This window comes from Kitasatospora sp. NPDC048365, from assembly GCF_043200835.1.
Lineage (GTDB): Bacteria > Actinomycetota > Actinomycetes > Streptomycetales > Streptomycetaceae > Kitasatospora > Kitasatospora terrestris.
Map to the genome: position 1 here is coordinate 81,136 of NZ_JBICYJ010000035.1, position 13,436 is coordinate 94,571.

Here is a 13,436-nt window from a genome sequence, read left to right on the forward strand (position 1 = left end):
CCTCAGCTGGGTGACCCCGGGCGGCGCGGCCGCCGGGGTCACCGGATCGTTCACCTCTGGGTTGTCTGCCGTGGCTGCCCCGCCGGGGGTCAGTCCTCGTCCGGCCCGTTGATCGCACCGCCGGCACCGGCCGCGTCGACGGCCGCCGCCATGTCCTCCTTCAGGTGGATCACGCCGTAGTGGTAGCCGTGACGCCGGTACACCACGCTCGGCAGGCCGCTGTCCTTCTCCTGGAACAGGTAGAAGTCGTGGCCGACCAGCTCCATCTGGTACAGCGCCTGGTCGAGCGACATCGGCGCGGCGGCGTGGGTCTTCTCGCGGACGACCAGCGGGCCGTCGCCCTCGACCTCCACGGAACCCTGCATCGTCTTGCGGGCGGAACCGTTGTACCCGCTCTCGACCGGCGCGGTCTCCGGGAGCGCGGCCAGCGCGGCGGTCGCCGCGGCGACGCTCACCGGCGTGCGGCCGTTGGCGCCGCCCTTGTGGACCCGGCGGCGGTCGGCGGACTTGCGCAGCTGCGCCTCCAACTTGGCGGAGGCGAGGTCGAGTGCCGCCCACGGGTCGGTGGCGGCGGCCTCGGCGCGGATCACGGGACCGCGGCTGTGCAGGGTGATCTCCACCCGGTCGGAACGGTCGGCCTGCCGCGGGTTGTGCTCCTTGGACACCTCGACGTCCAGGCTGATCGCCTTGGTGTCGAACTTCTGGACCTTCTCCAGCTTTTCGGCCACGTGCTCGCGGAACCTCTGGGTCACCTCGGTCTTGCGGCCCTTGACGACGATGTCCACGCAGAACTCCGATCCCTTGTGCTGACGCCGAGCCGGAGTGCGTACCGGATCGGCATGAGACCCAGCCGGACCAGCCGGTCCAGTCGCCGCCCTAGCTCCGCCGGGGGCGACGATCGCGACTGGTCCTCACCTCACTTCCTCCCCACCAGGAGCGCTTGAAACCCCCTGTAGCGTCATCGAACACCTCATCGGGGGATCTCGCCTCCCCAGTCGAACAACGTAGCGACGGAGGACCGGCTGTACAGCTGTTCCGCCCTGTTTACCCTCCTGCGGGTGAAACACCGGTAAACGGCTGGACAACACGCCTTGTACCGCCCACCGTATGGCCCAAGTCCCCGCCTGGCGAGCCCCCGGGAGCGGTTGTGACGACGCTAGTGACGACATCCCTGACCACGACCCTGACGACGTCCCTGCTCGACCTGCTGCTGCCCGCCCGGTGCCTGGGGTGCGGGGGCGGCCGCGGCCAGCTCTGCGGCGGCTGCCGCACCGCCCTGGCCCGCCTCACCGCCGGCCCCGCCGGGCCGCACCCGCCCCCGCCCGACCTGCCGCCCCTGCACTCCGCCGCCGCCTACGCCGACCCGCTGCGCCAACTGCTCATCGCCCACAAGGAGCGCGGCGCGCTGCGGCTGGCCGGGCCGCTCGGCGCCGCCCTGGCCGCCGCCGTCCGCTCAGCCGCCGGGGCCGGCGCCGCCCCGCTGCTGCTCGTCCCGGTGCCGTCCACCCGGCGGGCCACCCGGGCCCGCGGGCACGACCCGATGCTGCGCCTGGCCGGCGCCGCCGCCCGCGAGCTGCACCTCGCCGGGATCGCCACCCGCGTCGCGCCCGTCCTGCGGCAGACCCGCCCGGTCGCCGACCAGGCCGGGTTGGACGCCGCCCAGCGCCAGCTCAACCTGCGCGGCGCGCTCGCCGTCCCCGCGCGCCTCGCCGCACGCCTGGCCGGCCACCGGCTGATCCTGGTCGACGACCTGGTCACCACCGGCGCCAGCCTCGCCGAGGCGGCCCGGGCGCTGCGCACCGCCGGCTGCCCGCCGCGCGCCGCGGCCACCGTCGCGGCGACCGTGCGGCGTTCCGGCACCGGCCCGCCGGGGGCGCCGGCGCGTCAGACGCTCAGCTCGGGTAGCTGAAGGAGACCGCCCGGGGCTTCACCGGGACCTCGCTCCACTGGTTGTCCTTCAAGCGGTAGATCCCCTGGTCGGAGACGGTCAGCACGGCCGGCAGCGCCTGCACCGGGTCGGCGCTGTTGCGGACCTCGGTCGCCGAGGCCGAGGTCATCGACTCGCCGCCCTGCTGCGGCGAGTCGGTGCTCGCCGACCCGTCCGTCCCCAGGTAGTGCAGCTGCTGCAGCTTGTCGACCTCCTTGCCGAGCACCAGCAGCTGGTCGCTGTCGGCCCAGGCCACCGAGGCGACCTCGGCGAGCTGCGGGGCGATCGGCCGCAGCCCGACGATCCGCGCCTGCGGCGAGCCGGGCGTGCCGCCGTGCACCACCAGGCCGAGCTCCAGGCTCTGCGCCCCGGTGGCGGACTTCAGCACCAGCGCGACCCTGGTCCCGTCGGAGGAGATCCGCAGCGCCTGGACGGTGCGGCCGCCCAGCCCCTCCACCTGCACGGTGGAGTAGCTGCGGCCGCGCACCATCAGCACCCGCGGCGCGGCCGGGTCGCGGTCGACGACCCACAGGTCGCGCCGTCCGTCCCAGCTCGGCGAGGCGAGGCCGCTGTCGGCCCGGGGGGCGCCGCTGGAGACCACGGAGTCACCGAGCTTGTCGGCCTCGCCGAGCCCGGTCAGGTAGAGCGACTTCCCGCCCGCGCCGACCACCGCGGCGGAGCCGCCGTCGCGGCTGACCGCGACCGACTGGTGCCGGCCCTGTCCGGCGGCGGCGGGCTGGCCGAGCACACCGGGCACCGGGCTGCCCTGGCCGCCGTCCTGGTACCGCATCAGCTGACCGGTCTCCAGCTGGTAGTACGCCTGGCTGCCGGCCTGGCCGCCGGCCAGCGCACCGGGCGCGACCTGGGTGACCTGGCCGGAGCCGACCGAGCAGCCGCCGCCGGCGCCGGTGATCTCCAGGCGTTCCAGCTGGCCCTTGCCCTGCTGGTCGGCGACGGCCTGGAAGAGCTGCTCGGCCATCTGCTGGCAGTTCTGCGGACGGCCCGTCAGATCGGCGCCGTCGACCTTCACGGTGGCGACCCTGTTGTCGCCGACCGTCACGCTCCTGACCTGCACGCCGCCCAGCGCCGAGTAGACGGCCGGGGCCAGCCAGTCGGACGGGCCGGCGGCGGTCGCCTGCGCGGCGGCGGTCAGCGGGTCTATTCGGCGCCGCAGGTAGATCGGGTCCGGCACCAGGACCTGGACCGGCCGGTCCGCCGACGGGTCGGCGACGGCGAAGAAGTAGCGGTGGACGGCCTTGTAGCCGTTGTCGAAGTTGGTGCGGTCGAGGATCAGCCCGTCCGGCAGGCGGTTGATCCGCCACTCGCCCTTGTTGGGCCCCTCGGTCTCCTTCACGAAGCCGAAGGTCTGCTGGAAGGCCTCGCCGCGGGCGGGCTGGTAGGTGTGCTTGGCGTCGAGCTCGGCCACCCGGCTGCCGCTGACCGACACCTCGGCCGTGGTGTCGCCCTGCTCGGGGACGGCGTCGCCGCCGTACTGCGGCTTGTCCAGCACCACCACCCGGGCCTCGGGCCGCCAGCTGCGGCTGGCGTCCGCGGTCAGGTACTGGCGGGCGGTCTCGTAGTTCGCCTGGTCGGCGTTGGAGGAGTCGAGGAAACCCGCCAGCAGGTCCTGCGGCAGCTCCCCGGCGTGCGGAGCCACCGGGTAGACGTGCACCTGGAGGTCGTCGGCGGCGGCGCCCTGCGGCTCGACCCGCTCGGGCGGGCCGCCGGAGGGCATGGTGACGCAGCCGGTGGCGAGCAGGCCGACCGCGGCCAGTCCGCCGAGGCGGCTAGCGGTCCCGGCGCCGGTCCTGCGGCGAGTCCTTGCCGTGCTCCGCGCCATCCTCCGCCCCCTCCTGGTCGCTCGGTTCCCGCTCCTCGGCGGGTGCGGCCTGCCGGGTCGGCGCCCGGCCGGCGGTCGTGTCGACCACCACGTGTGCGCCGGTGGCACCGTACCCCGCCGACGCCGCGCGGACGTCCGAGGGGTCGGCGACCGGGGCGGCCGGCCGACGGCCCAGCTCCGGGCCGATCGACAGGACGCCGCCGAGGCCGCTGCCGAAGCCGGGCCGCTCGGTGTCCGGGGTCTCCGGGACGGTGGTGGACTCGCCCGCCGCGGTCAGCGCGGTCGCACCGCCGCCACCCCGCACCGCGCGGCGGTACGGCGTGCCGGCCGAGGCCATGCCGCGGTTGTGCCGGGAGTCCTCCGGCTCCAGCCGGAACGGCGCCCGGCTGATCTCCCCGCCGCGGGTGCGCGGGAGGGTGAGCCGGAAGTGCGATCCGCCTCCGGGCTCGCCCCAGGCCTGCAGCCAGCCGCCGTGCAGGTGGGCGTCCTCGACGGCGATCGACAGGCCGAGGCCGGTGCCGCCGGTGGTCCGCACCCGGGACGGGTCGGCCCGCCAGAAGCGGTGGAACACCCGGGAGGCCTCGCCCGGCTTGAGTCCGATGCCGTAGTCGCGGACGCCGACCGCGACCGCGCCCTCGGCGGAGCCGAGCCGCACCACGACGTCCCGGCCCTCGCCGTGCTCCAGCGCGTTGACCACCAGGTTGCGCAGGATCCGCTCGATCCGTCGGGCGTCCACCTCGGCCACCACCGGGTTCTCCGCGCCGCGGATGATCACCGCGCTGCCCTTGGCCTGCGCCAGCGGGTCGGCGGCCTCCACCACCCGGGTCACGATGTCGCGCAGGTCGACCGGCTCGGCGTCCAGGATCGCGGCGCCCGCGTCGAAGCGGCTGATCTCCAGCAGGTCGGCGAGCAGCGACTCGAAGCGGTCCAGCTGGTCCTGGAGCAGCTCGGCGGAGCGGGCCGCCATCGGGTCCAGGTCCTCGCGGCTGTCGTAGATCAGGTCGGCGGCCATCCGGACCGTGGTCAGCGGGGTGCGCAGCTCGTGCGAGACGTCCGAGACGAACCGGCGCTGCACCCGGGAGAGCTCCTCCAGCTGGTGGATCTGCGCCTGCAGGCCGTTGGCCATCCGGTTGAAGGACTCGCCGAGGCGGGCGATGTCGTCGGTGCCGGTGACCTTCATCCGCTCGTCGAAGTGCCCGGCGGCCAGCCGCTCGGAGATCCCGGCGGCCATCCGGACCGGGGTGACCACCTGCCGCACCACCAGCCAGGCGATGCCGCCGAGCAGCATCACCAGGAAGATCCCGGCGGTGGCCAGGGTGCCGACCACCAGGCTGAGCGTGTTGGTCTCCTGCTTGAACGAGAAGACGTAGTACAGCTGGTAGGTGTTGCGGTCGGGTCCGGTGAACTGCTTGCCGATCACCAGGCCCTTCTCGTCCTCGACCGGCGTGCCGTCGGCGGACGTGCGGTGGATCACCGCGGTCTGCTCGTGCGGGACGGCCGGTTCGGCGGCGACCTGGGCGCGCAGCTCCGGGGTGATGCTGCTGGGCAGGATCGACCCCGAGTAGCGCGCGCCGCGCAGCCCGGCGCTGGGCGCGCTCGCCTCCTGGCCGTTGGACAGCGCGATCACCGAGTACACCCCGGCGCCGCCGCTGGCCAGGTCGGAGACCTGCTTGGTCAGCCAGGCGCCTATCTGGTCCCGGGACGGGTCGGCGGTCGCGCCGGCCTTCGCCTGGAGGTTGATCGCCTCGTTGATCTTGTCCTGCTCGATCTTGAAGCCGCCGATCGCCTGGTCCTGGGCGGCGTGCTTCTTGGTGTCCAGCAGGCCCGTACGGACCTGCGCGACCACCACCACGCCCAGCACCAGCACCACCACGAAGGACAGCAGCAGGGTGGTCGCCACCACCCGGAGCTGGATCGACCGCCGGTAGAGCGCCAGCAGCCGGTTGACCGGCCGTCGGAACAGACGCGCCACCATCGCGAGCAGCGCGCCCGGCCCCCGGCGGGGCCGGTGGCCCCGGACGGTGGAGCTCAGCACGTCCCCGCGCACAGCAGCAGCCTCCCCGTCGGGCAGCTCCTCGCCACCCGACGGGGAGTCGTCGGTCTCGTACGGCCGGGTCACGTCAGCTCGGACCCGCCTTGTAGCCCACGCCGCGGACCGTCACCACGATCTCGGGACGCTCCGGGTCCTTCTCGATCTTGGAACGCAGGCGCTGGACGTGCACGTTGACCAGGCGGGTGTCGGCGGCGTGCCGGTAACCCCACACCTGCTCCAGCAGCACCTCACGGGTGAACACCTGCCACGGCTTGCGCGCCAGCGCCACCAGCAGGTCGAACTCCAGCGGGGTCAGCGGGATGCCCCGCCCGTCCCGCTTCACCGAGTGGCCGGCCACGTCGATCACCAGATCGCCGATGGTCAGCTGCTCCGGCGTCGGCTCCTCCGCCCGCCGCAGCCGCGCCCGCACCCGGGCCACCAGCTCCTTCGGCTTGAACGGCTTGGTGACGTAGTCGTCCGCACCGGACTCCAGGCCCACCACGATGTCGACCGTGTCGGTCTTCGCGGTGAGCATCACGATCGGAATGCCCGACTCCGCCCGGATCTGCCGACAGACGTCGATGCCGTCCCGGCCGGGCAGCATCAGGTCCAGCAGCACCAGGTCGGGCTTCACCTCCCGGAACGCGGCTAGCGCCTTGTCCCCATCCGCGACGAAAAACGGCTCAAATCCTTCACCACGCAGCACGATGCCGAGCATCTCGGCCAGTGCTGTGTCGTCATCAACGACGAGGACGCGTCCCTTCATGACTCCATCTTCTCATTACCGGATTGTGACCTGCCGCACAGCCGTGCCATTCTGCCCCCTCGGCCCCGTTCCGAACCAGCCATAACGACTCAAAAGGTCGCAGCCGTACGGTCGGCCGGGCCCCCAGCTCAGCGCCCCGCCACCGGCCGGGCCCGGAAGCCCCCGGACACCCCTGGGGTGCCCGGTCACGCCATGGCACGATGGGCGGCACCACCGACAAGGAGCTGTGATGACCGACACCCCGGGCTGGACCCCGCCCGGTCCGTCCGCCGAGCCCGACGCGTCGGCGCCCGCCGCGCCCGCGGCCACCCCGGCACCGCAGGGCACCACCCCGCCGCCCGCCGCACCCGGCCCGTACGGCGGCGGCTACGGCTCCTGGGGCACCGGCCCGGCGGCACCCGGCCCCCAGCCCGGCGGCCCCTACGGCCCGCAGTTCGGCAGCCCGTACGGCTGGGGCGCTCCGCCCAGCCCCAAGCCCGGTGTCGTCCCGCTGCGCCCGCTCGGCGTCGGCGAGATCCTCGACGGCGCGTTCAGCACCGCCCGGATCCACTGGCGCACCTGCTTCGGCCTGTCGATCGTGCTCGCCGCGTTCACCGAGGTCGTCCAGGCGCTCACCGAGTGGTGGGGCTTCCGCTCCGGCTCCGCGACCACCTACGAGTTCGCGTCGTACGCCGTGCTCCCGCTCGACCTGCTGGTCGGCGTGATCGCCGGCGGCCTGCTCACCATCGTGGTCAGCCGCGCCGTCCTCGGACAGCCCACCGACCTCAAGGACGCCTGGCGGTCCACCCGGCCCCAGCTCGGCCACCTGCTCGGCCTCACCGGCCTGCAGGCGCTGATCATGGGCGGCCTGGTCGCCCTGCTCGTCGGCGTCGAGAGCACCGGCATCGCCGGGCCGGCCCTCCCGCTGCTCCTGCTGCCCGTGCTCGCCGCCATCATCTGGGTCGTCGTCTCCATCGGCTTCGCCGCGCCCGCCCTGATGCTGGAGAAGCAGGGCGTGATCACCGCCCTCAAGCGCTCCTGGCGACTGGTCCACGGCGCCTGGTGGCGGATCTTCGGCATCAACGTCCTGCTCCAGCTGCTGCTCTTCATGGTCGCCGCGATCGCCGTCATGCCCTTCGCCGCCCTCGCGTACGCCTTCGGCGCCGGCTTCGGCGACCCGTTCGCCGCCGAGTCCGACACCGCCGCGGGCATCGGCATCGCCCTGATGGCCGTCGGCGGCACCATCGTCAAGTGCATCACCATCCCGGCCGCCGCCGCCTGCACCGTCCTGCTCTACGTCGACCAGCGGATCCGCCGCGAGGCCCTGGACATCGAGCTCGCCCGCGCCGCCGGCCTGCCCGGCCACGGCGCACCGCACGCCACCGTGCCCGGCCAGACCACCCCGCCGGGGGCCTGACCGCATGCCGTACTGGGGGGAAGGGGCGCCGCTCGGCGGCGGCGCCCCCGTCACCGTGCCGCGCGACCCGGCCCGTGAAGCCGCCGAACGGGAGCTCCTCAACCCGGCGTACCACCACAACGACCCGGGCGTGATCGACCGCCTGATGGACTGGATCAGCGACCGCGTCGACGAGGTCTTCGACAGCGTCGGCACACCGTTCGACACCGGCGCCACCGCCGCCGTGGTCGGCATCCTGCTGCTCCTCGCCCTGGTCGCCGTCCTCTGGTGGCGCCTCGGCGCCCCCGCCCGCCGCGCCCGCAGCCAGGACACCCTGTTCGCCTCCGAGGGCCCCCGCAGCGCCGCCCAGCACCGCGCCGCCGCCGCCGACCACGCCGCCGCCGGCGAGTGGGCCGACGCGGTCCGTGAACAGATGCGCGCCCTCGTCCGCGGCCTGGAGGAACGCGCCCTGCTCGACCCCCGGCCCGGCCGCACCGCCGACGAAGCCGCCGGCGAGGCCGGCCGCACCCTCCCCGAGCACGCCGCCGCCCTCACCGACGCCGCCCGCGTCTTCGACGACATCGCCTTCGGCGAGCGCACCGCCGACCAGAACGCCTACCGCGCCCTGGCCGACCTCGACCGCGCCCTGCAGGCCACCCGCCCCACCCTCACCCCCGTCGGCGGAGGCCCCGCATGACCACCGCCACCGGAACCACCGAGCCCACCGCGCCCACCGAGACCGCCGGGGCCCCCGAGACCCCCGCCGAGGCCCCCGCGCACACCCCGCGCACCCTCTGGCGCCGCTCCCGCCGGTACGTCCTGAGCGCCGGCGCCCTGGTCCTGGTCGGCGCCGTCGTCGCCGGCATCACCGGCCAGACCTCCACCTACCCCGCCCTCGACCCGCGCTCCGGCGACCCGCACGGCACCCTCGCCGTCGTCCACCTGCTCGAACAGCACGGCATCGGCGTCCGCACCGCCGCCACCGAGCAGGACCTCACCACCGCCCTGCGCACCGGCGGCACCACCGTCGTCCTGCCCCGCACCGACCTGCTCTCCCCCGACCAGCTGGACCGCCTCGCCCGCGCCCCGCGCGGCGACGGCCGACTCGTCCTGATCGCCCCCGAGCAGCCCGCCCTCGACGCCCTCCTGCCCGGCACCACCACCGGCACCGACCAGGGCACCGACGACCCGGTCGCCGTCCTCACCACCCCCGCCCGCTGCGCCCTCCCCGAGGCCGTCGTCGCCGGCACCGCCACGCTCGGCGGCCTCACCTACCGCGCCGCCCCCGGCGACACCGCCTGCTACCCCCGGCACGGCCGCGAGACCCTGGTCCACCACCGCGCCGCCGGCAACCGCGAGACCGTCGCCCTCGGCACCGGGAACCTGCTCACCAACGACCGCATCGACGAGGACGGCAACGCCGCCCTCGCCCTCGGACTGCTCGGCTCCCGCCCCCAGCTGATCTGGTACCTCCCCGACTACACCAGCCCCGAGGCGCACCGCCGCACCCTGCTCGACTACGTCCCCGGCGGCTGGTACTGGGCCGGCCTCCAGCTCGCCCTCGCCGCCCTGCTCGCCGCCGCCTGGCGCGCCCGCCGCCTCGGCCCCGTGGTCACCGAGCCCCTCCCCGTGGTCGTCCGCGCCGCCGAGACCACCGAGGGCCGCGCCCGCCTCTACCAGCGCGCCCGCGCCCGCGGCCGGGCCGCCGACGCCCTCCGCAGCGCCGCCCGCCACCGGCTGGCCGGCGCCCTCGGCATCCCGCTGACCGCCGGGGAACCCGACGCCACCGCGCTCAGCGCCGCCACCGCCGCCCGCCTCGGCCGGCCCGCCGCCGACGTCCAGCAACTGCTGTACGGACCGGCGCCCACCGACGACGCCGCCCTGCTGCGGCTCACCGACCAGCTCGACGCCCTGGAAAGGCAGGTACGACAGCCGTGACCGAGCAGACCGCCCCGCTCACCCTCGACAAGACCCCCGAGGGCACCGCCGCGGCCCTCCCGGCCCAGGCCGCGACCACTCCGGCCACCCCGGCGTCCAGCACCCCGGACGACGCCCGTGCCGCCCTCACCGCGCTGCGCGCCGAGATCGCCAAGGCCGTCGTCGGCCAGGACGCCGCCGTCACCGGCCTCGTCGTCGCCCTGCTCTGCGGCGGCCACGTCCTGCTCGAAGGCGTTCCCGGCGTCGCCAAGACGCTGCTGATCCGCACCCTCTCCACCGCGCTCAGCCTGGGGACCAAGCGCATCCAGTTCACCCCCGACCTGATGCCCGGCGACGTCACCGGCTCGCTCGTCTACGACGCCCGCACCGCCGAGTTCTCCTTCCAGCCCGGCCCGGTCTTCACCAACCTGCTGCTCGCCGACGAGATCAACCGCACCCCGCCCAAGACCCAGGCCTCCCTGCTCGAAGCCATGGAGGAGCGCCAGGTCACCGTCGACGGCGAGCCCCGCCCGCTCCCCGAGCCCTTCCTGGTCGCCGCCACCCAGAACCCGCTCGAGTACGAGGGCACCTACCCGCTCCCCGAGGCCCAGCTCGACCGCTTCCTGCTCAAGCTGATCCTCCCGCTGCCCAACCGCGACCAGGAGTACCAGGTCCTCGCCCGGCACGCCGCCGGCTTCGACCCCCGCGACCTCGCCGCCGCCGGCGTCCGCCCCGTGGCCGGCCCCGCCCACCTCGCCGAGGCCCGCGCCCAGATCGCCAAGCTCACCGTCGCGCCCGAGATCCTCGCCTACATCGTCGACCTCTGCCGCGCGACCCGGCAGTCCCCGTCCCTCGCCATGGGCGTCTCCCCGCGCGGCGCCACCGCCCTGCTCGGCACCGCCCGCGCCTGGGCCTGGCTCGCCGGCCGCGACTACGTCACCCCCGACGACGTCAAGGCCCTCGCCCTGCCCACCCTGCGCCACCGCATCCAGCTGCGCGCCGAGGCCGAGATGGAGGGCGTCACCCCGGACTCCGTCATCCAGGCCGTCCTCGCCCAGACCCCCGCCCCGCGCTGAGCCCGAGGGGCTCCCCCCTCCACCTCACCGGCCACCCCACCCGCGGCGGCGTACGCGCCCGACCTAGGAGCACCTCACCCCATGGCCCTGACCGGCCGCACGGCCCTCCTCGCCGCCCTCGGCGCCCTCGTCGTCGGCCTGGTCGCCCCGTCCTGGACCGGCATCCTCGCCGTCACCCTCCCCGTCCTGCTCGGCGTCCTCGCCGACCTGGCCCTCGCGGCCCCGGTCCGCGCACTCGGGCTGGCCCGCGGCGGTGACACCACCGTCCGCCTCGGCGAGGACGCCACCGTCGAACTCACCGTCACCAACCCGGGCCGGCGCCCCCTGCGCGGCCAGGTCCGCGACGCCTGGGCCCCCTCCGCCTGGCGCCCCGGCAGCTCGTACGCCGCCTCCCGGCACACCGTCAGCATCCCGCCGGGCGAACGCCGCCGGCTCACCACCCCGCTCGCCCCCACCCGGCGCGGCGACCACCACGCCGTCAAGGTCACCGTCCGCTCGCTCGGCCCGCTCGGCCTGGCGGCCCGTCAGGGCTCCCGGGCCGTCCCGTGGACGCTCCGCGCCCTGCCCCCGTTCACCAGCCGCAAGCACCTGCCCTCCCGGCTCGCCCGGCTGCGCGAACTCGACGGCCGCACCAGCGTCCTGACCCGCGGCCAGGGCACCGAGTTCGACTCCCTCCGCGAGTACCTGCCCGGCGACGACGTCCGCTCCATCGACTGGCGCGCCAGCGCCCGCCGCAACACCGTCGCCGTCCGCACCTGGCGGCCCGAGCGCGACCGGCACGTCCTGATCGTCCTCGACACCGGCCGCACCTCCGCCGGCCGCGTCGGCGACGCCCCCCGCCTGGACGCCGCCCTCGACTCCGCGCTCCTCCTCGCCGCCCTCGCCACCAAGGCCGGCGACCGCGTCGACCTGCTCGCCCACGACCTCCACAAGCGCGCCACCGTCGTCGGCCGCTCCCCCGCCGACGTCCTCCCCGCGCTCACCGACACCATGGCCACCCTGGAACCCGCCCTCGTCGAGACCGACATGCGGGCCCTCACCGCGGCCGCCCTGCGCACCGCCCCGCGCCGTTCCCTGATCGTCCTGCTCACCGGCCTCGACACCCGGCCCGTCGAGCAGGGGCTGCTCCCCCAGCTCCCCCTGCTCACCAAGCGCCACGAGGTCGTCCTCGCCTCGGTCGCCGACCCCCGCCTCGACGAACTGGCCGCCGCCCGCGGCACCGTCCAGGACGTCTACGGCGCCGCCGCAGCCGAGCAGACCCGCGCCGACCGCCGCCGCACCGCCGCCCGCCTCACCCGCGCCGGCGTGACCGTCCTCGACGCCCCGCCCACCACCATCGCCCCGGTCCTGGCCGACACCTACCTCGCCCTCAAGGCCGCCGGCCGCCTCTAGGCACCTTCCCCGGCCCCTCCCCCGGCGCCCATCGCCGCGATCGTCCGCGCGAGCCTGATCAGATCGGCCCGCATCCGCTGCTCCCCCAATTCGGGCAGCAGCGCCGCGACGTGCTCGGCCCCGACCGCCGCCAGCAGCGCGTGCGCCGTGTGCTCCGGATCCGGCACCCCCGCCAGCAGGATCGCCAGGTGCCGGTGCCAGAACCGGTACGCCCCGATCCGGTACCGCGCCCCCGCCGAGGCCGTCTCGGACATCCGCACCAGCGGCAGGTGCTCCACCAGGTAGTCGAAGTACGCCCCGACGAACGCCACCAACCGCTCCTCCGCCGGAGCCCCCGGCCCCAGCGGCGGCGGCCCCGACAGCACGCCGGCCTGCAACTCCCGCTCCCGGTCGTCCAGCAGAGCCACCGCCAGCCCCGACTTGTCCCCGAACCGGCGGAAGACGGTCCCCTTGCCCACCCCCGCCGCCGCCGCGACCTGGTCGAGCGACACCCCGTCCACCCCGTGCTCGGCGAACAGCCGGGCCGCCGCCTCCAGCACCGCCACCCGGTTCCGGGCAGCGTCCGCCCGCTCCTTGGGCGGTGGCGAGACCAGGTCCTCCAACGGGACTAGAAAAGCGGACTGCGGTCCGTTATTGTCGTTCATAACAGGACTGTAGTCCGATTCCACGGAAGGCACCATCACCATGGCCGCACTCATCACCCGCGACGAGCTCCGCACCGCCATCAGCGCCGGCGCCGTCACCGTCGTCGACACCCTCGGCGGCGACTACTACGCCCAGCAGCACCTGCCCGGCGCCCTCGCCGTACGCCCCGACGAGGTCGACAGCCACGCGCCGACCCTGCTCCCCGACCGCACCGCCGCGATCGTCACCTACTGCTCCAACCCCGCCTGCCCCAACAGCGGCCAGGTCGCCGACCGCCTCACCGCCCTCGGCTACACGAACGTCCGCAAGTACCGCGAGGGCATCCAAGACTGGGTGGAGGCCGGCCTCCCCGTCGAATCCGCCTGACCGCAAACGCAAGAAAGCCCCTCCCGGAACCCGGGAGGGGCTTTCTCTGAAAGATTGTTCGGCGGCGTCCTACTCTCCCACAGGGTCCCCCCTGCAGTAC

General features: G+C 75.0%; 12 protein-coding genes. 7 read left to right on the forward strand and 5 right to left on the reverse strand.

From position 1 onward, the window contains the following. Nucleotides 1–89 precede the first annotated feature (89 nt). Nucleotides 90–785: a ribosome hibernation-promoting factor, HPF/YfiA family gene (gene hpf, locus ACGFX4_RS29840; protein ID WP_393080741.1), complete on the reverse strand. Its 696-nt coding sequence runs from the start codon at nt 783–785 to the stop codon at nt 90–92. 374 nt (nt 786–1,159) lie between these two features. Here hpf and ACGFX4_RS29845 point away from each other — a divergent pair, with 374 nt between their 5' ends. Then, nucleotides 1,160–1,909, forward strand: coding sequence for a ComF family protein (locus ACGFX4_RS29845; protein WP_393080743.1), 750 nt, complete (start codon nt 1,160–1,162; stop codon nt 1,907–1,909). On the opposite strand, the gene ACGFX4_RS29850 is transcribed toward ACGFX4_RS29845, so the two are convergent. The 3 genes from ACGFX4_RS29850 to mtrA are packed head-to-tail and all read right to left on the reverse strand — an operon-like array spanning nt 1,893 to nt 6,565. Further along, nucleotides 1,893–3,767 (reverse strand): LpqB family beta-propeller domain-containing protein, encoded by a 1,875-nt coding sequence (locus ACGFX4_RS29850; protein ID WP_393080746.1) that lies wholly within the window; start codon nt 3,765–3,767, stop codon nt 1,893–1,895. The two genes, ACGFX4_RS29845 and ACGFX4_RS29850, sit on opposite strands and share 17 nt — an antisense overlap. Continuing rightward, entirely contained in the window at nt 3,715–5,886 is a 2,172-nt protein-coding gene (mtrB, locus tag ACGFX4_RS29855) for an MtrAB system histidine kinase MtrB (RefSeq protein WP_393080749.1), read from the reverse strand. Before mtrB ends, ACGFX4_RS29850 begins: the two co-directional genes overlap by 53 nt. A gap of 1 nt (nt 5,887) precedes the next feature. Then, nucleotides 5,888–6,565: an MtrAB system response regulator MtrA gene (gene mtrA / locus ACGFX4_RS29860; RefSeq protein ID WP_345697375.1), complete on the reverse strand. Its 678-nt coding sequence runs from the start codon at nt 6,563–6,565 to the stop codon at nt 5,888–5,890. Nucleotides 6,566–6,794: 229 nt separating this feature from the next. Here mtrA and ACGFX4_RS29865 point away from each other — a divergent pair, with 229 nt between their 5' ends. From ACGFX4_RS29865 to ACGFX4_RS29885, 5 genes are all read left to right on the forward strand, one after another. Further along, nucleotides 6,795–7,961: a hypothetical protein gene (locus ACGFX4_RS29865; protein WP_393080753.1), complete on the forward strand. Its 1,167-nt coding sequence runs from the start codon at nt 6,795–6,797 to the stop codon at nt 7,959–7,961. A gap of 4 nt (nt 7,962–7,965) precedes the next feature. Beyond that, complete coding sequence (locus tag ACGFX4_RS29870; protein ID WP_393080756.1) at nt 7,966–8,637, forward strand: DUF4129 domain-containing protein; 672 nt, start codon at nt 7,966–7,968, stop codon at nt 8,635–8,637. Then, complete coding sequence (locus ACGFX4_RS29875) at nt 8,634–9,878, forward strand: DUF4350 domain-containing protein (protein ID WP_393080759.1); 1,245 nt, start codon at nt 8,634–8,636, stop codon at nt 9,876–9,878. Before ACGFX4_RS29870 ends, ACGFX4_RS29875 begins: the two co-directional genes overlap by 4 nt. Nucleotides 9,879–10,012: 134 nt before the next feature. Next, a complete protein-coding gene (locus tag ACGFX4_RS29880) occupies nt 10,013–10,933 on the forward strand; it encodes an AAA family ATPase (protein ID WP_393080783.1) in 921 nt (306 codons plus the stop codon). An 81-nt stretch (nt 10,934–11,014) separates the two neighbouring features. Then, nucleotides 11,015–12,325, forward strand: a complete 1,311-nt coding sequence (locus tag ACGFX4_RS29885; RefSeq protein WP_393080762.1) for a DUF58 domain-containing protein — start codon at nt 11,015–11,017, stop codon at nt 12,323–12,325. Here the strand turns inward: ACGFX4_RS29885 and ACGFX4_RS29890 are convergent. Next, the gene (locus ACGFX4_RS29890; RefSeq protein WP_393080765.1) at nt 12,322–12,969 is read right to left on the reverse strand and encodes a TetR/AcrR family transcriptional regulator; all 648 of its coding nucleotides are present in this window, start codon (nt 12,967–12,969) and stop codon (nt 12,322–12,324) included. The two genes, ACGFX4_RS29885 and ACGFX4_RS29890, sit on opposite strands and share 4 nt — an antisense overlap. 40 nt (nt 12,970–13,009) lie before the next feature. Between ACGFX4_RS29890 and ACGFX4_RS29895 the strand changes: the two genes are divergently transcribed. After that, complete coding sequence (locus ACGFX4_RS29895) at nt 13,010–13,336, forward strand: rhodanese-like domain-containing protein (protein ID WP_393080767.1); 327 nt, start codon at nt 13,010–13,012, stop codon at nt 13,334–13,336. Nucleotides 13,337–13,436: the final 100 nt, after the last annotated feature.